Annotated in this window: 17 protein-coding genes; 2 read left to right on the forward strand and 15 right to left on the reverse strand. The window is 38.0% G+C overall.

Features of this window, described 5'->3' with window-relative positions; genetic code table 11:
- Positions 1-302 precede the first annotated feature (302 nt).
- From MHI02_RS17705 to speE, 12 genes are all read right to left on the reverse strand, one after another.
- Positions 303-3629, reverse strand: coding sequence for a methylmalonyl-CoA mutase family protein (locus tag MHI02_RS17705; RefSeq protein WP_341166183.1), 3327 nt, complete (start codon positions 3627-3629; stop codon positions 303-305).
- Positions 3630-3647: 18 nt separating this feature from the next.
- Entirely contained in the window at positions 3648-4259 is a 612-nt protein-coding gene (locus tag MHI02_RS17710; RefSeq protein ID WP_047186671.1) for a TetR/AcrR family transcriptional regulator, read from the reverse strand.
- Positions 4252-5193 carry a methylmalonyl Co-A mutase-associated GTPase MeaB gene (gene meaB / locus MHI02_RS17715; protein ID WP_047186670.1) on the reverse strand — a complete coding sequence of 314 codons (942 nt, stop codon included), beginning with the start codon at positions 5191-5193 and terminating at the stop codon, positions 4252-4254. The genes MHI02_RS17710 and meaB overlap by 8 nt, the downstream gene beginning before the upstream one ends.
- Before the next feature lie 454 nt (positions 5194-5647).
- Positions 5648-6787: an acyl-CoA dehydrogenase gene (locus MHI02_RS17720; RefSeq protein ID WP_060668875.1), complete on the reverse strand. Its 1140-nt coding sequence runs from the start codon at positions 6785-6787 to the stop codon at positions 5648-5650.
- A 25-nt stretch (positions 6788-6812) separates the two neighbouring features.
- Positions 6813-7943 carry an acyl-CoA dehydrogenase gene (locus MHI02_RS17725; RefSeq protein ID WP_145524041.1) on the reverse strand — a complete coding sequence of 377 codons (1131 nt, stop codon included), beginning with the start codon at positions 7941-7943 and terminating at the stop codon, positions 6813-6815.
- A gap of 25 nt (positions 7944-7968) precedes the next feature.
- Positions 7969-8820, reverse strand: coding sequence for a 3-hydroxybutyryl-CoA dehydrogenase (locus MHI02_RS17730; RefSeq protein WP_047186667.1), 852 nt, complete (start codon positions 8818-8820; stop codon positions 7969-7971).
- 44 nt (positions 8821-8864) lie between these two features.
- On the reverse strand, positions 8865-10052 hold the full coding sequence (locus MHI02_RS17735) for an acetyl-CoA C-acetyltransferase (RefSeq protein WP_341166184.1): 1188 nt from the start codon (positions 10050-10052) through the stop codon (positions 8865-8867).
- 100 nt (positions 10053-10152) lie between these two features.
- Complete coding sequence (locus tag MHI02_RS17740) at positions 10153-12264, reverse strand: (Fe-S)-binding protein (protein WP_257457273.1); 2112 nt, start codon at positions 12262-12264, stop codon at positions 10153-10155.
- 319 nt (positions 12265-12583) lie between these two features.
- Positions 12584-14254, reverse strand: coding sequence for an arginine--tRNA ligase (gene argS, locus MHI02_RS17745; protein ID WP_047186664.1), 1671 nt, complete (start codon positions 14252-14254; stop codon positions 12584-12586).
- Positions 14251-14691 carry a DUF1934 domain-containing protein gene (locus MHI02_RS17750; protein WP_060668877.1) on the reverse strand — a complete coding sequence of 147 codons (441 nt, stop codon included), beginning with the start codon at positions 14689-14691 and terminating at the stop codon, positions 14251-14253. The genes argS and MHI02_RS17750 overlap by 4 nt, the downstream gene beginning before the upstream one ends.
- A gap of 85 nt (positions 14692-14776) precedes the next feature.
- On the reverse strand, positions 14777-15649 hold the full coding sequence (gene speB, locus MHI02_RS17755) for an agmatinase (protein WP_060668878.1): 873 nt from the start codon (positions 15647-15649) through the stop codon (positions 14777-14779).
- 14 nt (positions 15650-15663) lie between these two features.
- Entirely contained in the window at positions 15664-16491 is an 828-nt protein-coding gene (speE, locus tag MHI02_RS17760; protein ID WP_060668879.1) for a polyamine aminopropyltransferase, read from the reverse strand.
- A gap of 253 nt (positions 16492-16744) precedes the next feature.
- Between speE and MHI02_RS17765 the strand changes: the two genes are divergently transcribed.
- On the forward strand, positions 16745-18787 hold the full coding sequence (locus MHI02_RS17765) for a transglycosylase domain-containing protein (RefSeq protein WP_341166185.1): 2043 nt from the start codon (positions 16745-16747) through the stop codon (positions 18785-18787).
- A gap of 169 nt (positions 18788-18956) precedes the next feature.
- On the opposite strand, the gene MHI02_RS17770 is transcribed toward MHI02_RS17765, so the two are convergent.
- The 3 genes from MHI02_RS17770 to MHI02_RS17780 form a co-directional block, all read right to left on the reverse strand.
- Positions 18957-19466, reverse strand: a complete 510-nt coding sequence (locus tag MHI02_RS17770; protein WP_204797963.1) for a YwhD family protein — start codon at positions 19464-19466, stop codon at positions 18957-18959.
- A 201-nt stretch (positions 19467-19667) separates the two neighbouring features.
- Complete coding sequence (locus MHI02_RS17775; protein ID WP_047186658.1) at positions 19668-20165, reverse strand: YwgA family protein; 498 nt, start codon at positions 20163-20165, stop codon at positions 19668-19670.
- Entirely contained in the window at positions 20155-21474 is a 1320-nt protein-coding gene (locus MHI02_RS17780) for an HD domain-containing protein (RefSeq protein WP_060668882.1), read from the reverse strand. Before MHI02_RS17780 ends, MHI02_RS17775 begins: the two co-directional genes overlap by 11 nt.
- Before the next feature lie 156 nt (positions 21475-21630).
- Between MHI02_RS17780 and MHI02_RS17785 the strand changes: the two genes are divergently transcribed.
- The gene (locus MHI02_RS17785; RefSeq protein WP_047186656.1) at positions 21631-22491 is read left to right on the forward strand and encodes a lipoate--protein ligase family protein; all 861 of its coding nucleotides are present in this window, start codon (positions 21631-21633) and stop codon (positions 22489-22491) included.
- The last annotated feature ends 236 nt before the right edge of the window (positions 22492-22727 follow it).

Genomic DNA, 22727 nt, shown 5'->3' on the forward strand with positions numbered 1-22727 from the left:
GCCTCGAACTGCGACGCACAGGACGTGCTAGTGTCGGCGTTGCAACAGGACGTTGCGACTTTAGCCGACTCGGTCCTTTTTATCCTCCTTTTTGAACACGTACTCATACTGACTATATTTAACTACAATGTAATATGCTTTTCAAGAGACATACCTAACATTATAAACAATCTTGTATGGTTTATGCCTTATTTTAACATAAAAAAGTTGAGAAAATAACTCTTCTCAACTTTAATAATCGAGATCATGTACCTTGTATTCTTTCAAGCTTTTCACCTTTTGCCATTATTACTTTATATTCCTTACATATTTCTTCTATACTGTCCGCCAACTTCGTATAGTGCTTTGGTGATTTGGCCGAGGCTAGCTACTTTTACGGTATCCATTAGTTCTTCAAAAATATTTCCTCCAGAAGCTGCTACTTCTTTTAACCGTTCCAATGCTTCTGGTGTTTGTGCTTGATGTTTTTCTTGAAATTTTTTCAATTCGACAATCTGATGTTGTTTTTCTTCTTGAGTGGCACGCGCAAGTTCCATGGAATCAATTTCTTCATCCGATGTTGGGTTTGGATTTAAGTATGTGTTCACACCAATAATTGGAAGCTCACCAGAGTGTTTCTTACTCTCATAGTAAAGGGACTCTTCTTGAATCTTTCCACGTTGGTATTGGCGTTCCATTGCTCCTAGTACCCCACCACGATCATTCATTCGTTCAAATTCTTGTAAGACAGCTTCTTCCACTAAATCTGTAAGCTCCTCTATAATGAATGAACCTTGAAGTGGATTTTCATTTTTCGTATAACCAAACTCTTTATTAATAATCATTTGAATTGCCATGGCACGACGAACCGACTCTTCCGTTGGCGTTGTAATCGCCTCATCATAGGCATTCGTATGCAGTGAGTTTGTATTATCTTGGATTGCAAGTAACGCCTGTAAAGTTGTTCGAATATCATTAAAATCAATTTCTTGGGCATGTAAGGAACGTCCGGAAGTTTGGATGTGATATTTCAACTTTTGACTACGTTCATTTGCACCATATTTATCACGCATCACAATGGCCCAAATTCTTCTTGCCACCCTTCCAATAACGGTATATTCCGGGTCTAGACCATTTGAGAAGAAGAAGGATAAATTCGGTGCAAACTTATTAATATCCATTCCTCTACTTAAATAATATTCTACATACGTAAAACCATTTGCTAGTGTAAATGCCAACTGAGTAATTGGATTCGCGCCCGCTTCTGCAATATGATAGCCGGAAATCGAAACAGAGTAATAATTTCGCACATTCTTATCAATGAAATATTGTTGAATATCTCCCATCATTCGAAGCGCAAATTCCGTAGAGAAAATGCATGTATTTTGTCCTTGGTCCTCTTTCAAAATATCTGCTTGAACCGTGCCACGGACAACTGATAATGTATCTGCTTTAATTTTTTCTAATTCTTCTTTACTAGGCTCACGACCTTGTTCCTCTTTAAACTTATCCACCTGTTGATCAATCGCTGTATTAAAATACATCGCTAAAATGATTGGTGCTGGACCATTAATCGTCATCGATACAGAGGTTAGCGGATCTGTTAAATCAAAACCAGCATAAAGTTTTTTCATATCATCTAAAGTACAAACATTCACACCACTTTCTCCAACTTTCCCGAATATATCTGGTCGGTAAGCTGGATCCTCTCCGTACAATGTTACGGAATCAAATGCAGTAGATAGCCGTTTGGCATCATCATTCTTAGATAAATAATGGAATCTTCGGTTTGTTCTTTCTGGTGTTCCTTCCCCAGCAAATTGTCTAGTAGGATCTTCCCCTTCTCGTTTGAACGGGAACACCCCAGCAGTGAATGGGAATGCGCCAGGTACATTTTCCTTTAGCATCCACATTAATCGCTCTCCCCAATCTTGATATTTCGGAAAAGCAACTTTAGGAATCTTAAGACCTGACAAAGATTCTGTCGTAATATCCATTTCAATCTCTTTATTACGTACTTGGAAAGTCATTTTGTCTCCACTATATCTATCCTTTAAAGCATCCCATGAATCTAAAAGCTTCTTCGCAGTTGGATTTAATTGCTCTTCATAACGGTCCAATAACTGTTTTAAATTAGTTAAAACATCTTCACGTTTAAAGGACCTAACTTCTGTAGCCGCTGCCATTTCTTCCACGTTGTCCTGATTTTTATTCCATATTTCCGTTGCCTCTTCGTATTCGAGTGTCTTTATTGCTCCATCTAATTGATATAATTTACGAGCAATTGTACTTTGTTTTTCAGCATCTTCGTTATATTTACGAACGTAATCTGCAATCTCACGTAAATAGTGGCGACGATCATTGGTGATAATACGATTATGTTTTTCGGCAATTCGATTCCTTTCAAAATCAACAGACACATTCCATTCATAACGTTCATTCAGCGTGTCGATTATAGCAGCAAATAATGCATTGGTTCCTTCATCATTAAACTGACTAGCAATCGTACCAAAGACAGGGAATTTTTCCTTCTCTTGTTGAAATAACATACGGCTACGTTCATATTGTTTACGAACTTGATTTAAGGCGTCTTCAGAACCCTTTTGTTCAAATTTATTAATCACGATAAAATCTGCATAGTCAATCATATCAATTTTCTCTAATTGGGTCGGTGCCCCGTATTCAGACGTCATGACATACATGGATAGGTCTGTAATGTCGGTTATAGCGGCGTCTCCTTGCCCAATTCCACTCGTTTCCACAATGATAAAGTCAAATCCAGAGGCTTTGACAACATCAATGACATCTTGAATCGCTTTGGATAATTCCGTTCTAGAATCTCTTGTCGCTAAGGAACGCATATAAACACGGTCGCTAAAAATAGCGTTCATACGGATTCGGTCACCTAGTAAGGCCCCACCCGTTTTCCTTTTCGTCGGGTCAATGGATATAATTGCTACCTTTTTATCTAACACTTCATTCATAAATCGGCGAATTAATTCGTCCGTTAAGGAACTTTTTCCCGCTCCACCAGTACCGGTAATTCCAAGAACAGGTGTATTTGGTCCCGCTTTTTCTTTTAGCTTGTTTACTACACGTTGCTTTTCTTCCAGGTCTGTTTCTTCCGATTCAACAAATGTAATAAATTTAGCCATTGCATTTCGATCACCTTGAAGAAGTTTCTCCATGTCTTTCTCCAAATCAATTGGCGGTATAAAATCACATAATTCTAGCATTTTGTTAATCATACCTTGCAGTCCGTACTTACGACCATCTTCAGGTGAGAAAATCCAAGAAACCCCATAGTCATGCAATTCTTTAATTTCTCTTGGGATAATTACTCCTCCACCGCCACCAAACACTTTAATGTGGCTCGCTCCCAATTCCTTTAATAAATCAATCATATATTTAAAATATTCCACGTGCCCACCTTGATAAGATGAAATCGCAATACCTTGAACATCTTCTTGAATTGCTGCGTGAACTACTTCTTCTACAGAGCGATTATGACCAAGATGAACTACTTCTGCTCCACTAGCTTGGATAATTCTTCTCATGATATTAATGGATGCATCATGCCCATCAAATAAACTTGACGCAGTTACAAAACGAACAGGATTTTTCGGACGGTATACTTCTACTTGTTCCACTGTATTTCCCCCTTCCATTTACTTTTCAGCGGCCTTTAAAATCGCATTGATTTGCAAATGAATATACTCTTCAAGTGAAAATTGCTTTTGTAAAATCCATCTGCGAAATCCCCACATATGACCTTGAACAAAAATATTATTCGCTAAAATAATCGCTTCTTGCTTCGTTATTTGTTCAGGAATACAATTTAGAATTACCTTTTCCAGTATATTCACCATATACCGCTCTTTTTGCAAAATATAACCTCTTGTTTCTTGCTTTAAAGACTTCGCTTCCTGATATAGAATTAAAATTTCCTCTTGTAATTCATCCATTAAATAAAAATAGGATTCAATAACTTTCACTAAACTCTCGCGGGAAGGCTGCTCTAATTCAAAAGCATTCTCTATTCGTTCTCGGACTTGTTCATATATCGCATCACAAGTTAAATATAAGACATCTTCTTTCGTTCGAATGTATTCATAAAGTGTTCCAATACTAAAACCAGATGCTTTTGCAATTTCTCTTGTTGTTGTTCGATGAAAGCCCTTTTCTTTAAATAACGTAATAGCGCCTTTTATCATTTGGTCCCGTCGTTTTTTTATAAGTTCCTGGTCCTTTACGTTTGATACCACTTTATTTTTATTCAATCTTTTTGGCCTCCTTCCACTTCACTAATAAATCTTTCGCTTGCTTGTACGGATCATTATTTGATTCCATTGCTGGAAGGTTGTCATGATCATGCTCAATAAAGGTTTTCACCTCGCGCCAAATTTCTTCTCGAATTAACTCGTATACCTCTAATTCGAATTGAGCATTCCTTTTTCGTTTTCCTTCTTGTGTCGAATATAAATAATCGTGATGTTTCTTGATTTTCTCCCATAATTCATCTATACCTTCGTTTTGGGTGGTTATTGTTTTCACAATCTCTACCATATGATCTTCCGTTGCAGTCATCATGACAAGTTCCCTTAATAACCGCTTCAGCTTTCTAACCCCATCTAAATCCGCTTTGTTTATAACAAATAGATCAGCGATTTCCATGATTCCTGCTTTAAAAATTTGTAGAACATCTCCACTATTAGGAGTTAAGACAACAGCTGTTGTATCTACTATTTTCATAATGTCTAATTCCGATTGGCCTACCCCAACGGTTTCAACAATGACAACATCAAATCCAAACGCATCACATATTCGAACGGCATCTTTAGTTGCCCGCGCAAGTCCACCTAAGCTACCACGTGTTGCCATACTTCTTATGTACACACCATCATCGATAAAATGTTCATTCATTCGAACCCGATCCCCTAGTAATGCTCCTCCACTAAATGGGCTTGTTGGGTCAACCGCTATGACAGCAACCGTTTTTCCTTCCTTTCGAATCTGTGAGATTAACCGATTCACAAGGGAACTTTTCCCAGCACCCGGAGAGCCTGTTAACCCTACATATATTGCTTGCTTTTGTAAAGAAAAGACATCACTAAGAAGTTCTAATTTGTCAGAATGGTCATTTTCTACCATTGTGATTGCTCTTGCTAATGCACGCACTTCCTTGTTTTTTATCCGTTCTACTATTTCATGCATTTTTTACTTCCTTTCAAATTACATCTATTCGTTCATTTGGTAAGGTTGTTGTATTTTTATCCGAAGCCCAAATAGACTTCTAGTACAGGGCCTATATCTGCTAAAAAGGTCTTCGGGCGGCCACCTTTCTGAAATATCAGTATTCATTCCGAGATATCAGCATTCACCCCAGGTATATCGGCACTAATCTCGAGATATCAGCATTCACCCCAGGTATATCGGCACTAATCTCGAGATATCAGCATTCACCACCGGAATATCGGCACTTATCCCGAGATATCAGCATTCACCACCAGAATATCGGTACTAATCTCGGGATATCAGCATTCATCCCCAGAATATCGGCACTTATCCTGGGATATCAGCATTCACTCCAGGAATATCGGCACTTATCCTGGGATATCAGCATTCACTCCAGGAATATCGGTATTCGCCTATCTTTATCACCAATTAATTATTTAGTAACCATTCTTCCGATAACCAATCGTTGGATTTCATTGGTACCTTCATAAATTTGTGTGATTTTTGCATCACGCATATAGCGCTCAACAGGATAATCCTTCGTATAACCATATCCACCAAAAATTTGAACTGCTTCCACCGTTGCTTTCATTGCGGTATCTCCAGCAAAGAGTTTCGACATGGCCGATGCTTTTCCATATGGAAGACCTTCTGATTCTAGCCAGGCTGCTTGATATGTTAATAGTCTTGCAGCTTCTATTTCGGTAGCCATGTCTGCAAGTTTAAAAGAAATTCCTTGGTTTGCTGCAATTGGTTTACCAAATTGTTCACGTTCTTTTGCATAGTTCACGGCTGCATCAAGAGCACCTTGTGCAATTCCAAGGGCTTGAGCCGCAATTCCATTTCTTCCACCGTCCAGTGTAGTCATGGCAATTTTAAATCCGTCACCTTCTGCACCTAACATGTTCTCTTTCGGTATACGGCAATTTTCAAAAATAAGTTCTGTCGTCGGGGATGAACGAATACCAAGTTTCTTTTCTTTCTTACCAAAAGAGAATCCCTCTGTTCCTTTTTCCACTATAAACGCACTAATCCCTTTATGCTTTGCATCTGAATCGGTCTTTGCGAATACAATATAAATATCTGCTACTCCACCGTTTGTAATCCATACTTTACTTCCACTTAAGATGTAATCGTTGCCATCTCTTTTCGCGACTGTTTTCATTGAAGCAACGTCACTTCCAGCTCCCGGCTCAGATAAAGCATACGCTCCTAATGCTTCACCAGTTGCTAGACGCGTTAGGAAGTTTTTCTTTTGCTGTTCATTTCCATATTTAAAAATTGGCCAACTTGCTAGGGAAAGATGTGCAGATAAGGTAACTCCTGTTGAGGCACATACTCGCGACAATTCTTCCACTGCGATGACATAGCTCACATAATCTGATTCAATCCCACCGTACTCTTCTGGCCAAGGGATTCCTGTTAAACCGAGCTCAGCCATTTTGTCGAATATGCTTCTATCAAAACGTTCTTCTTCATCACGTTCTGCTGCTGTAGGTTCTACTTCGTTTTCTGCAAAATCTCGGACCATTTTTCTTAACATTTGTTGTTCTTCTGTTAATTGGAAATTCACTATTTATCCCCCTCGTTTCTATAAATCAGTTATTTAGTAATTGATTTGCTATAACTATATGTTGAATCTCATTTGTTCCCTCATAGATTTGCGTTACCTTTGCATCGCGGAAGTATCGTTCTATCGGGAAGTCTTCTGTATATCCGTTTCCGCCAAAGATTTGCACTGCTTCGATTGCTAATCTCATAGCTGTATTGGAAGCATACATTTTCGCCATGGATGCCTCTTTAGCGCAATTTTGGCCTCTATCCACTAGAGATGCCGCATGGTAGACTAACAGTTTCGCTGCCTCTACTTCCGTTGCCATATCAGCTAATTTAAAAGATATTCCTTGGTTTGCTGCAATCGGTTTGCCAAATTGTTGTCTTTCTTTTGCATAGTCAATCGCATGTTGTAATGCCCCTTCTGCAATACCAAGGGATTGTGCGCCAATGCCAATTCGCCCTACATTTAAGTTAGACATGGCAATCTTAAATCCTTCCCCTAATTTACCTAAAAGCTGTTTTTTTGGAACGATACAATTGTCAAAGCTTAACTGTACCGTGTTAGAACCGTGGAGCCCCATTTTCTTTTCTTTTTTCCCTATCTGCAGTCCATTAGCGTCTTTTTCCACAATAAAGGCACTAATTTCATCTTTCTCTGTTCTAGCAAAAGTAATATACGTATCCGCTTCCCCACCATTGGTTATAAAGACTTTTGATCCATTTAACACGAAATGATCGCCATTATCTTTTGCGGTTGTTTTTAAGCTTTTCACATCTGAACCGGAACCTGGCTCTGTCAATGCAAAAGCCCCTAAATATTCCCCTGATGCTAGTTTTGGAATGTAGTGCCTTTTCTGTTCATCAGTGCCAAAATTAAGAATCGGATTGGTGCCAACAGAAGAGTGAACCGATAGTATTACCCCTAATACGGGACTTACTTTAGACAATTCATGAATAGCAATGATATAAGTAGTGAAATCCATCCCACTCCCACCATACTTTTCTGGAATGGAAATCCCCATTAAACCGAGTTTCCCCATTTTCTCAACTATTTCTTTTGGAAATCGATCCTCTGTTTCCATCCTACCAATCTCTTTGGCTACTTCTTTCTCAGTAAAACCACGGACCATCTTACATATCATTTCTTGTTCTTCTGTAAAACGTAGCTCCATCTGTACAGCCCCCTATTAGGTGCAATTAACTATATTCATAAAATCCTCTAGCCGTTTTCTTACCGAGCCACCCAGCTTTTACATATTTTCGAAGTAATGGACATGGGCGGTATTTACTGTCCCCCAATCCTTCGTGAAGAACTTCCATAATGGATAAGCATGTATCTAATCCAATAAAATCGGCTAATTGAAGTGGTCCCATTGGATGATTCATCCCTAATTTCATTACTGTATCTACATCTTCTGGTGAGGCAACCCCCTCATAGACGGTATAAATTGCCTCATTAATCATCGGTAATAAAATCCGATTCGATACGAAACCAGGGAAATCATTCACTTCCACCGATATCTTATTTAATTGTTTCGAAGTATAAGCAATAGTGTTATATGTTTCATCACTCGTCGCAAGCCCTCTAATAATTTCCACTAACTTCATCACTGGAACTGGATTCATAAAATGCATCCCGATTACCTTTTCCGGACGATTGGTTACCGCTGCAATTTCTGTTATCGGAAGCGAAGACGTATTGGATGCTAATATGGTATGCTTCGGAGCAATTTGATCTAATTCCTTAAAAACACTCATCTTCGCTTCCATACTCTCCACAATCGCCTCAACGACAAGGTCACAATCTCCAGCATCTTTTATCCTTTCAGAAGTAGATAATCGACTTAATGCATCCGCTTTGTTTTTTTCCGTTATCTTTCCTTTTGCAACATCTTTACTTAAAACCTTCTCAATAAAGCGAATCCCCTTTTGCAATGCTTCTTGATTTAGATCATTTAATATAACTTCATAGCCAGATTGAGCAAATACTTGTGCGATACCTGAGCCCATTTGTCCTGCACCAACTACCATTACTTTTTGAATGCTCATTTTTTTGCCTCCAAATTTTTAAATAGATTAATACTTTACTTGAATTATTGTTTTGGCACTTCAATTAAGATGGCATCTCCTTGACCGCCACCACTACAAATTGCAGCAATTCCCAGTCCTCCACCCCGTCGTTTTAATTCGTAAATTAACGTTAGGATAATACGTGCACCACTAGCTCCTATTGGATGCCCTAGTGCAACCGCACCACCATTTACATTTAGCTTCTCCGGATCCACCTTAGCTATTAGCCCACTTGCTAATGCTACAGCAGCAAATGCTTCATTAATTTCAAATAAATCTATATCCTCAATGGAATACCCCGTCTTTTCTAATAGTCTATTGATAACAACCCCCGGCGTTTGTGGAAAGTTCTTCGCTTCTACTGCGACTTCTGCATGACCTATAATAGTAGCTAATGGAGTTTTCCCTAATCTTTCAGCTTTCTCATCCGACATTAAAACAAATGCACCTGCGCCATCGTTAATTCCTGGTGCGTTCCCGGCAGTGATTGTTCCATCTTTATCAAAAGCTGGGCGTAAGGTTGCAAGTTTTTCAACTGTTGTATCTTTTCTTGGAGCTTCATCTGTATCTACTAGAATTGGATTACTCTTACGTTGCGGGATTTCAACAGCAACGATTTCCTCTTTAAATTTCCCAGATTCTATTGCTTCGATTGCTTTCATATGGCTTCGGTATGCCCATTCGTCTTGAGCTTCTCTTGTTAGGTTAAATTCTTCTGCTGTGGAATTCCCGTATGTCCCCATGTGAACGCCTGTAAAGGAGCATGATAATCCATCATGAATCATTAAATCTTTTATCTTACTATCTCCCATTCGACTCCCCCATCTTGCGTCTGGCATGAAATATGGTGCATTGGACATACTTTCCATTCCACCGGCAACGATCACTTCTTCGTCTCCTAAGCGAATAAGCTGATCGGCTAATGTAACGGCTCTTAATCCTGAGGCACAGACTTTATTAATCGTTTCTGTTTTTACTTCCCAAGGGATTCCTGCTTCCCTTGCTGCTTGGCGAGATGGGATTTGTCCCTGACCACCTTGTAGTACAGTTCCGATAATGACTTCATCTACTTCTGACCCGTCTAATTCCGCTCGATTTAATGCTTCTTTTATCACTTTTCCTCCTAGTTGGGGTGCGGTTAAAGCTTTTAGGGCCCCTCCAAATTTTCTAAAAGGTGTTCTTGCTCCAGAAACGATTACGGTTTTCTTCACTTAAAACTCCCCTTTTTATATATAAATTTGACCGACTGAGCATTCGTTCAGTTTCCTTACTTTCAGAAAGGGGGATGTTATTTCCCCCTTTCATACTAACTTATGCCATTACTACTTCCTTCTCTTCTACTAAAACAGATAGAGCTAGGATTTCAGCCACATCCATGGTACTGATGTCTTCTTCCACTTCTTTGGCTTTGGTTCCGTCGCTTAACATGGTTAGACAGAATGGACATGCACTTGAGATCATCGATGGATTAACGGCTAGTGCTTGTTCTGTACGTGCAACGTTGATACGGTTTCCAGTTGTATCTTCTGCCCACATCAGGCCACCACCAGCCCCGCAGCACATTCCATTTTCACGACTACGATCCATCTCTACCAATTCAAGCCCAGGAATAGATTGCAAGATTTCTCTTGGCGGGTCGTATACGCCGTTATATCTTCCTAGATAACAAGAGTCATGGTATGTTAAACGTTCGTTAATTTCACGTTTTGGTGCTAATTTTCCAGATTTCACAAGGTCATATAATAATTGCGTATGGTGATATACCTCTGCTTCATATCCGAAATCAGGGTACTCATTTTTGAAAATATTATAAGCGTGTGGATCAATGGTAACAATCTTCTTCACGCCATGTTTTTCAAATGTCTTAATATTTTTCTCAGCAATTTCTTGGAATAAGAATTCATTACCGATACGACGTGCTGTATCCCCAGAATTTGCTTCTTGGTTACCAAGAATGGCAAAGCTAATTCCCGCTTTGTTCATTAGTTTGGCAAATGCGATAGCAATCTTCTGACTGCGGCTATCATACGCCCCCATTGAACTAACCCAGAATAAATATTCGAATTCTTTTCCTTCCTTTTTCAATTCTTTAACAGTCGGTACATAAATCGATTCATCTTCATCACGCCATTTAATACGGTCTTTTTTCGATAATCCCCATGGGTTTCCTTGACGTTCGATATTCATGACCGCACGTTGTACATCAGAATCCATCTTTCCTTCCGTCATCACTAAGTAGCGACGCATATCCATGATTGTTCCAACATGCTCATTTGTTACTGGACAAGCATCTTCACAGTTTCGGCAAGTTGTACATGCATTAAGTTCAGCTTCTGTAATAACGTCACCAATTAGGCTTACTTCTTGAATCGTTGCAGCTGCTTCTCCACCAGCACTTGCTTGATTTCCAGCTGTATTAGAAAATGCATATGCAGGTACCCAAGCTGATTTGCCAGTAACTGCTGCTCCTTTTTCAGTTAAATGGTCTCTGAGCTTGATCATAATATCCATTGGGGAAAGCATTTTACCAGTACCGGCTGCTGGACATACATCTGTACAACGTCCACATTCTACACAAGCATAAAAGTCTAACATTTGGAATTGCTCAAAGTCTTCTACCTTCCCAACACCAAAGGAAATTTCCTCTTCACTTTCCTCAGATTCCTCATCCATATCGAAATCAATTTTTTCCAATTTACCAGGTACTTTCTTACTTAAGAAGACATTAATTGGTGCTGCAAGTAAGTGCGCGTGTTTGGACTGTGGTACATAGACTAAGAAAGATAATAGTGTAATCGTATGTACCCACCATGCGACATAAAAAAGTACTGCCGCCGCTTCTGGAGATAAGAAACCGAAGATCGTTGCAATGACACTTGCAACAGGTTCTGTCCAACCCGCTTCCGCTCCATGCCAAATCATCGCCATTCCATTTCCGAATAAAACGGAAAGCATTAATGTCCCGATAAAAATAAGTACAAGTCCAGCTTTAAATCCCCTTTTCAAGCGAACAATCTTCTCAATGTAACGACGGTAGAACGCCCAAATAACTGCAACGAGAATCATTAATGTTACAAGTTCTTGGAAAAAGACAAATCCCGGATAGAACATGCCAAATGGCAAATGGTTTCCTGGAGAAAGCCCTTTGACAAACATGTCAATCGCTCCAAATTGCACAAGGATAAATCCGTAGAACATCATGACATGAATAGTTCCCGATTTTTTATCCTTCAGTAATTTGGACTGACCAAAGACAATGGTACCCACACGTTTTAAACGCATTTTCACCTCGCCATCAAACTTGGATTTCTTACCAAGTTTGATATAAGCTAATCTTGTAGCTACAACTTTTGCAAATAGGAAAAGTGCATAAATCGTAACTACTAAAAAAGCTATCCAATTGATGATTAGGAATGTTTCCATTTCGTTCTCCCCCTTTTGTTTAGCAGTTAGGAAAGTATAAAACTTTCTTCCCGCATGAGTATAGCTAAGACCATCGCCAACCTTGTAAGTGAATTCCAAGCTAATGTTAGCGATTCCATTTATCTGAAAGATCTTGAAGTTATCGTGTTATACTTATAATATATGATGAATGAGCACTCAGTCAAACCAAAATTAAAAAATTTAAAGTTTTTAGTCTATTAGACAACCAAAAAACACTATCCCCTTATGATGATTAGGAAATAGTGTTTTCTAGTATATCTTTATGTTTCTAGTTCTACAGATATGACAGCTTTGTCTACTACATTTTTTCTGGAGCGGAAACTCCAATCAGTTTTAATCCGTTTGCTAACGTAGTTCGTACACCCTTCATTAAAGCAATACGAGCGTTTGTCCGTTCTTTATTTTCTTGATCCAACACTTTCTCTGCATTGTAAAAGCTATGCAATAAAGTAGCTAAATCAAATACGTATTGTGTCACTTTATGCGGTAATTGTTTTTCTGCTGCTTCTGCAACAACTTGAGGGAATTCCCCAAGCTTCTTCAATAAATCTACTTCTTTTTCAGCTGTTAGTAGCCCTGCATCATATGTAGATTCTATGTTGAATCCTTTGTTTTTTGCTTGTTCTAACATCGTACAAATTCTAGCATGTGCATATTGAACATAATAGATTGGATTTTCATTGGACTGTGAACGTGCAAGATCCATATCAAAATCTAGTTGGGAATCATTGGAACGAGTTACGAAGAAATAACGTGCTGCATCTACCCCAACATCCTCTATTAAATCACGTAATGCTATAGCTCTACCTGTTCGTTTACTCATTCGGACCTTTTCTCCACCTTCGAAAAGGTTAACCATTTGAATAATTTTTACATGGAATTTTTCAGATGGGTAGCCTAAAGCTTGTATCGCCGCACGCATTCTTGGTACATAGCCGTGATGATCCGCTCCCCAAACGTCAATTAGCTGGTTAAAGCCTCTATCTAATTTATCTTTATGATAAGCGATATCTGGTGTTAAATAAGTGTAACTTCCATCTTTTTTCACTAACACACGATCTTTATCGTCACCGAATTCTGTTGACTTAAACCATGTAGCATCGTCTTTTTCATAAATATAATTACCTTCATCTAATTTTTTCAATGCATCTGCAATTTTGTTATCTTGATAAAGTGATCTTTCAGAGAACCAATTATCAAACTCTACACGAAATGCCTTTAAATCATTTTTAATATTTTCTAGAGAGGACTGTAAACCGAATTCTTTAAAGTATGCAATCCGTTCTTCTTGCTTACGGTCTACCCATTTATCGCCATCTTGTGCAACAATTTTTTTAGCAATTTCAATAATTGCTTGGCCATGATAACCATCTTCAGGCATTTCAACATCTTTTCCTAATTGTTGTAAATAACGGGCTTCGACAGAATAGGCAAGATTGTCAATTTGATTTCCAGCATCATTAATATAGTATTCTCGCTGAACCTCGAACCCCGCAGCATCTAAAACATTACAAAGTACATCACCATATGCAGCACCACGGGCATGTCCTAAGTGAAGGTCTCCAGTAGGGTTAACGGAAACGAATTCTACTTGAATTTTTTCTCCTTTACCTGTATTCGTTTTTCCATATGCTTCTCCTGCTTCAAGAATCGTTGGAATAATGTCGCCTAAAAAGTCATTTTTCATAAAAAAGTTAATAAATCCTGGACCAGCGATTTCCACTTTTTCAATAGATGCTTTCGATTGGTCAAGATGTTGAATGATTTCATCTGCAATTTGACGAGGTGCTTTTTTCGCAATTCTAGCTAATTGCATAGCGATATTTGCCGCAAAATCACCATGTGCTTTATCTTTTGGTTTTTCTAATACAATATCAGGAAGTTCTTCTTTCGTTGCTAGATTGGCATTGATTACCGCATTTGCTATTTCCTGTCTTAATGTATCCTCTGTTTGTTCCAATACATTCATTGGGAATCCTCCTCATTAAAACTAAGTATTAATTCGTGTTTCCGTTCATCAGGCTGTCCATTTAATTTTACCGTATAGGATAGAATGAGCTGCCCACAGGCTTCGTCTTTTAATTTATACGCAATTTTTTTTGTGAATGTTTCCATATGTATTGCACCATGTGGATGTTTATATACATTTTCAGTGCGACGGTTGATATCAAATTTTTGATTCATTGATACTAGGCCAGTGCGTTTAATATTGACGGAGCCTTCTTGGATCGTAATGAAGTTTTTTACTTTCATTTCTTTCTCCATTATCTCGTCAAAGATAAGGACGTCCATTTTTCCTTTTTTATAAAACTTCCCAGTGCTTTTGATTTCATTATGTTCCTTAGAACCTTGGTCATCAATAGTGGTTTGAAGTTTAACTTTTATATTTCTTTGAACAGAACTCATATTATCGCCCTTTTACTTAAAGTCATATAATGCCTATTATAGCTATAATAGGCATGTTTTTTCAATATATGTTGCTCCAGATTAACTACTTCACCCAACCAAGTAAAATTTCTCTAATAAATTTGCTCGCTGCAATGGCTGTTTTTTCAGAGTGATCGTAGACTGGTGCTACTTCTACGAGATCGGCACCGATGACGTTGATGTCTGATTCAGCAATTAATTGGATGGCTTCCAATAATTCGTTGGAGGTAATTCCACCTGCTTCTGCTGTTCCAGTTCCTGGGGCATATGCCGGGTCAAGGACGTCTATATCAATCGTCACATATACGTTTCTACCACTTAAGGTCGGTAAAATTTTACGTAGTGGTTCGGCTACTTGAAATCTAGACATGTGCATACCACTTTCGTTTGCAAATTGAAACTCCTCACGCATACCTGAGCGAATGCCGAATGAATAAACATTTTCAGGTCCAATTAAATCGCAAATCTTTCTTACTGGAGTAGAGTGGGACAAAGACTCTCCTTCATATTCCTCTCTTAAATCAGCATGGGCATCGATATGGATAAATGCCATGTCGGGATACTTTTTATACATCGATTGAATGATGGGCCATGTCACAAGATGCTCCCCACCAAGCCCTATCGGAAACTTTTCCAACTGTAATAACTGGTCTATATAATCGCGAATCATATGAAGGCTTCGTTCTGCATTTCCAAAAGGTAAAGGTATGTCCCCCGCATCGAAAAAATCAATTTCTTCTAAATGCTTATCCATATAAGGACTATATTCTTCAAGACCGATTGATGCTTCCCTTATTCGTCCTGGACCAAAACGAGAACCCGGACGGAAGCTAACCGTCCAGTCCATTGGCATTCCATAAATAACAGCTTTTGCCTTTTCAAAGTCTGAACCTGACATAATAAAAACTTTACCTGAATATGCTTCGTCAAATCTCACGTCTGTTTCTCCCCTTATTTCGTCATATCTTTCACAAATTTAGGCAATACGAAAGAGGCAAAATGGATTTCTGGAGTAAAGTATTTTGTCTCCATTTCAAAGAAACGTTCTTCTTTCACTTTTAACGGATCATGAATTTTACTTCCCATCGTAAATGTCCATAGACCGCTCGGATAAGTTGGGATGTTTGCCGTATACAAACGCGTTACAGGGAAAATCTCCTGCACATCGTGGAAGGCCTGTTTAATTAAGTCCGCTTTAAACCACGGATTATCCGTTTGTGCCACAAATACACCGTCATCTGTTAGAGCTTCATGAATTGCTGCATAAAAACCTTTCGTGAAAAGATTAACTGCTGGGCCAACCGGTTCTGTAGAGTCAACCATGATGACATCAAACGCTTTTTTACTATCGGCGATATACATAAAACCATCTTCTACTTTTACTTCTACACGCTTATCATTATAGCCGCTTGCAATAGTTGGAAGGTACTTCTTAGAATACTCAATAACCTTTCCATCAATGTCAACAAGCGTTACCCTCTCAACCGATTGGTGTTTCAACACTTCACGTATTGCACCGCCATCTCCCCCACCAACAACAAGTACATTTTTCGGATTTGGATGGGTGAATAACGGAACATGTGCAACCATTTCGTGATAAACAAACTCGTCCTTCTCCGTTGTCATTACCATATCATCTAAAATGAGCATATTTCCCCACTCTTCTGTTTCAACCATTTGTAATTCTTGAAAATCTGTTCGTTCAGAAACAAAGGTTTGCTTTATTTTTGCAGTAATCCCAAAATTGTCCGTTTGCTTTTCTGTGAACCAAATACTCAACGTTCGTTCATCTCCTAATGTAGAAATCTATTTTTCCGTAAAAAACCGTTTTTTAAATCGTTTTTAAATTATAGAGAAATTCTTGAAAAAAACAAGTATTTTTTTAAATGAATTAGAAGGTCTTAAGAAAGGTCACATCCAGCGTTTGCCTAACCTAAAGCTAATTCCCTTCGTATTTCAATGTTTATTTGTATTTATCTTTTCCCATAATGGTAGTAATACACACGTTAAACTAGAATGATGAGGTTTTGTGATGAATAAAAGCAGACTTAGAAAATACCGACTTCTTTTTAAATTAATCACTACTTTAGTAGGCATTGTTCTACTCTCTATCATTGGAATCTATACGATTAGTTTTATATTAGGTCCTCCACCCCTTATGAATGAAGAGAATACGATTTATTACAATAACTCCAATGAGGTGATTGGTGAAGAGCGTAGTGCGGAAGATCGATATTGGGTTGATTTAAACGATATGTCTCCTCATATTATTAATGCGACATTGATTGTGGAGGATCAGCATTTTAAAGAACACAATGGATTTGATTATAAACGAATTATTGGTGCGATTCTTCAAAATGTAACTTCCGGAACATTAAAAGAAGGGGCTAGTACATTAACACAACAATTAGCTAGAAACCTCTATCTCTCCCATGAAAAAACTTGGGACCGAAAGATAAAAGAAGCCTTTTATACCGTTCGTTTAGAAATGTATTACTCCAAGGGTGAAATTTTGGAAGGATATTTGAACTCCATTTATTACGGACATGGTTCCTATGGAATTGAAGCAGCAAGTAACTATTTCTTTGATAAATCTTCTAAAGACCTGGACGTTGCTGAAGCGGCCATGTTAGCGGGAATACCAAAGGGACCGACCTATTATTCTCCGTTAAATGATAAGGAAAATGCTGAACAACGTCAAGAACAAATATTACAGTTAATGTTAACGAACAATATGATTTCACCTGACGAATATCAGAATGCCAAAACAACCACCCTTGCTTACTCTAAGACGAAGAAGGAAGACAACGATTCGATTGGGCCTTATTTCCAAGATGCCGTTTTGAAAGAGGCTGCAAAAATATTAGAACTGGATACAGAAGAAATTCGCTCCGGTGGATTTGAAATATATACTACTCTCGATAGTGAGATGCAAATTGGATTAGAAGATTCTGTCTCCAAAACGATAGATCAAGCAAGTGAAATGCAAATTGGTGCATTGGCTATGGATCCAAAAACTGGAGCAATTAAAGCAATGGTAGGAGGACGTGATTATTCAGAAAGTCCATTTAATCGTGCAGTTAATGCAAGAAGAATGGCTGGATCTACTTTCAAGCCATTTTTATACTATGCTGCTTTAGAAAATGGATATACCCCAAGTACCATGCTAATGAGTAAACCGACTGCGTTCGAGCTAGAGGACGGAGAAGTATATCGTCCAAGTAACTTTAATGACTATTATGCTTACGAACCTATTTCATTAGCACAAGCTCTAGCATTATCAGATAATATCTATGCTGTAAAAACCAATTTATATCTAACCCCTAAAAAGCTCGTAAATACTGCGAGAAGATTCGGTTTATCTGGGGAACTTCCAGAAGTCCCATCACTAGCTTTAGGATCTGCTTCCGTTTCCTTAGAAGAAATGGTTACAGGATATGGAATGATAGCGAATGGTGGCCATGAAATCAATAGTTACACAATTGAAAGGATTATAAACCGTGATGGAAAAACGATTTACGAAAAAGATAATAATCTAGGAGATTTAGTCCTTGATCCTAAGCAAACCTTTATACTTGCAGATTTGATGACCGGAGTGTTCGATCGACAACTGGATGGCTATGCCTCTGTAACCGGTGCTCCCATTGCCAATCAATTATCTCGCGTGTATGCGGGAAAGTCAGGATCAACAAAATCAGACAGTTGGATGATTGGATTTAGTCCTCAGCTAGTGGCCGGTGTTTGGGGCGGATATGATGATAATCGCGTGATGGAAGTAGTAGCAGAATCAGGATATCCGAAAAAGGTTTGGGCTTCCTTTATGGAAAAAGCCCATGAAGGTTTACCTGAAAAGTCATTTGAAGTACCGAATGGAGTTGTTGGGGTTGCAATCGATCCACAAACAGGCAATCTTGCCACACCGTATTGCAAGGTTAGTCGTGTCATGTATTTTGAAAAAGGCTCTGAACCTAAACAGTATTGTACAGATCATTTTCCCCATGATATGAAACCAAAAGAAGAAGATAGTAACGATGGGCCTTTTAAGAGAATTTTCGATTCCTTATTCGGAACGTAACCATTAATATAACTAAAACATTTAGTGTTTTCGTTCATAAAAAAGGAAACCAACAACGATATCGTTGTCGGTTTCTTTTTTGTCCTAGTAATACATGTTTGTCCATGTAAGCCTATTTTACAAAGTTCCATCACAAAGTACAATATGTTCACAAAATGTTCATATTTTCTTACCTTGATAACTCTTCTTTCAACTCGTCAGATGATAGTTCCCACATTTCCTTATCAAAGTTCTCTAGATAATCTTTTAATAGTTTTCTGGAATGGCCATCCATGTGGTCTACCATAACTTTACCTTTTAAAGAGCTTTCCATATGTTTAATATGCTCTGGCATGAATTTATAGGCTCTTTTATTTTCACGGTCTACTCGAATTTCACTTGCCGCTACCCCACTATACTTCTTACCTTCTTCCGTACGTTCCACATTTACCCAGACAATCCAGTATAACTTTCCATTTGGTACTTCTTCTTTTACGTGAGTCCATTTTACACGACGCTCTATTTTACTACGTGCATGCATCGCATCCATATCGACATACGCTTCATTTTCATTCGGATCGACAATAACAGATGACATGTTTTCTAAACTTATTACTCCGCCGCCATAGCCACCATGACCATCCGTTGAGTCATCTTTAATAATGGTAAAAGCATTTTTCTTATCTTTATCATTACTCATAAAAAGAAATCCTCCCTTTTTACTCGCGTCTATTCTATTCCTATTTTCACTAATTTTACCAGAGTTCATACTTCGTTTCACTTATTGCAAACTATAATTTATACAAATCGTTCGCATTCCAAATACACTCTGTTCTGACTTCTTGCGTAGGCTCAAAAAAAGAAAAGACCGAACAGGATACAGCATCATCCTACATAGGTCTTAGTTAAGCGTGATTTCTTTCATAAACTGGATTGCTTCTTTTATTTCTTCTTCACTATAGTTTTGTTTTGGTTTTACTTTATGAACTTTTCCTATCATCTCTTCTATTGGTAAATAATCAAAGTAAAACATAGTGGCTACTAATTCAAGGAAACGCGAGCTTTTTTCTTTTAATTTTTCTACCTTTTCTTCGTAATTAGGCATATCTAATGCGAATTGCTGCAAAAATTCTTTACCATCATCCGTAATTGTATAATTATATTGATAATAATTGCTTTTATCTTCTTTTATCTCATGGAGAAAACCTAGATTACAAAGTTCCTCCACCCGTAAAGTTAATTCCTCCGAATAAGGACCGTAAAAATGAAAATTATATTTTTCTTCAAATGGAATATTACATTTTTGCAAGATATAAATCATCTTTTGCAACTTTTTCCGTCCCGTTACATTTTCGGCAACTGAAAAAAACTGCATTAACTTTGCATGATTATCTAACATCTCTTACCTCTCCTTGGCCATATAAAATTTCCATAATCTTATTTTTAAGTTCTTCATTTTCTAATGCATCCAAGCGGTCTTTTGGAAAATATAATTTGTGATCCGTACGTTTTTTCCCTGATATCGCTTCTACAATATCGGAATGTCTAGACAATTCCTTCAATGAGTTATCAGGCATCACTAAGTGAATAGGCAGGCGTTCCCCTTCCTCACCTGGACGATAAAAATCATATGGCAAATCGGATGAGGAGTCGACAACCAGATAATATTCTGGATCTATACCAGCGTTTTGAAATAATTGATATAGTTCCATCCACTGTTTCATTTGTAAGTTTGGATTAAATTCCACGTATTTAAATAGCCTTCGATTCATGAATCGTTCGCATAAATCTCGTAAAATCTCATCCTGTTCTTCTTGCCACGCTTGAAAATAAAAATAAACAATCGATTCATCTAATTTTAAGTATTCATCTAACTTTACCTTACCCTCAAAAAAAGAAATAAAGTGGATAGGTTTTAATTTAAATGTGAATTCTTTGGATTCATACAACTCTTTTGCGCGATGTAAAATTTTAGAAAGGATAACTTCCGCACTTCTTGTCACGGGATGGAAATATACTTGCCAATACATTTGGTATCGACTCATAATATAATCTTCGACCGCATGCATTCCCGTTGACTTAATGACAACTTGATCCTCTATCGGCCGCATTACTCTTAGAATTCTTTCCATATCAAAATGGCCATAGCTTACCCCTGTATAATACGCATCACGCTGCAGATAATCCATTCGGTCCGCATCAATTTGACTGGAGATAAGACTTACGACAAGCTTGTCCTCATATGTTTTTGCAATGACGTCAGCTACTTCTTTCGAAAAGCCAGGACTTACTCTTTCCAATATTTTATGGATATTTGTGTCGCCAATTATAATTTGTTGGGTAAAATATTCATGATCAAGCTTAAATACTTTTTCAAAGGAATGTGAAAATGGCCCATGTCCTAAATCATGTAATAAAGCAGCACATAAGCAAAGCAACCGCTCTTCCTTATTCCAATGTGATTGATTTTCAAAATTATTGATTATCCTTCTAACAATTTCATATACACCAAGAGAATGATTAAAGCGACTGTGTTCCGCCCCATGAAAAGTCAAATTCGTTGTTCCAAGTTGCTTTATTCGACGCAGTCTCTGAAATTCTGGTGTTGCGATTAAATCCCATATAACTCGATCCCGAACATGAACATACCGATGTACAGGATCTTTAAAAACCTTTTCTTCCGACAGTTGCTGATCCTTATATGCCATTTTCTCCATCCGTTTCTTTTCGACAATTTTAATATATATTATATAATACTTAGTGGAAAAGAGGAAGTGTCCGTTTAACGACATACAGAGATGAGGGAAGTCTTGCTAGTCGCTGGGCACTGAGTCTGGACTTATAAAAAGGGTTAGGTGCAGAAAATGAAAAATTGGAAAGAAGTAATTCAGCAAACGACATTTAGATATATAGATCATTCCGAGATAGAAACATTTTCCGGAAAACCTTATACAGCCTTAAGTTCCTTTGCTATAGACGATGCTTTAGCAACTTCCGTAAGCAATGGCGATTCTCCATCTGTTATGCGGCTATGGGTTCACCCAAAAACGATTGTTTTAGGGATACCTGATGCTCGACTTCCGTATATTGACGAAGGGGTTCGTTTTTTGGCTGATAAAGAATACAACGTGGTGATACGAAATTCTGGCGGACTTGCCGTTGCCTTAGATGGCGGGGTCTTAAATCTTTCTCTCGTTATTCCGGGGATCCATGAGGTTTCTATTCATGATTGCTATGAAGCAATGGTAAGTTTTGTCCAATATATGCTTCAAGATTTAACGAATGAGATTGAAGCATATGAAATTGTTCATTCCTATTGCCCTGGTGATTATGACTTAAGTATTAACGGAAAGAAATTCGCTGGAATCTCTCAACGAAGAGTACGAGATGGTGCAGCCGTGCAAATTTATTTAGATGTAGAAGGAAATAGTTACGAACGGGCAAACCTTATTCGAGATTTTTATCGAATTAGCAAAAAAGAGGAAGAAACAAAATTCACCTATCCTGAGGTTGACCCAAATGTGATGGCTTCTTTATCTAAACTACTTCAAACAAATCTGACAGTAGAGAAAATGAAGGATAGAGTACAAGCTGCCTTACGTAATTTTAGTGAGAAAATAGTAGAGACATCTTTTTCTGAATCTGAACGTGACGTGTTTGAAAAAAGATATGCACAAATGGAGAAACGGAATAAACCGATTTGGGAGGTTTTGGGGAAGTATTAGAAAGTTTAGCATCCGTAATGATTTTTGTGTGTTCCCGGTCTTTTACCGTTCTATCAAAATTGGTCACTCATCGAATTTTATGAGTGACCAATTTCTTATTGTTCTATTTCATACGGTCACTCATCTACCTTATGAGTGACCGTTCTCTTATAATTTCATCCCATTTGGTCACTCATCTACCTCATGAGTGACCATTCTCTTATAATTCTATTCCATTCGGGCACTCATCTACCTCA

This window comes from Oceanobacillus sp. FSL K6-0118 (genome assembly GCF_038006665.1).
In the GTDB taxonomy this organism is placed as follows: Bacteria; Bacillota; Bacilli; order Bacillales; family Amphibacillaceae; genus Oceanobacillus; species Oceanobacillus caeni.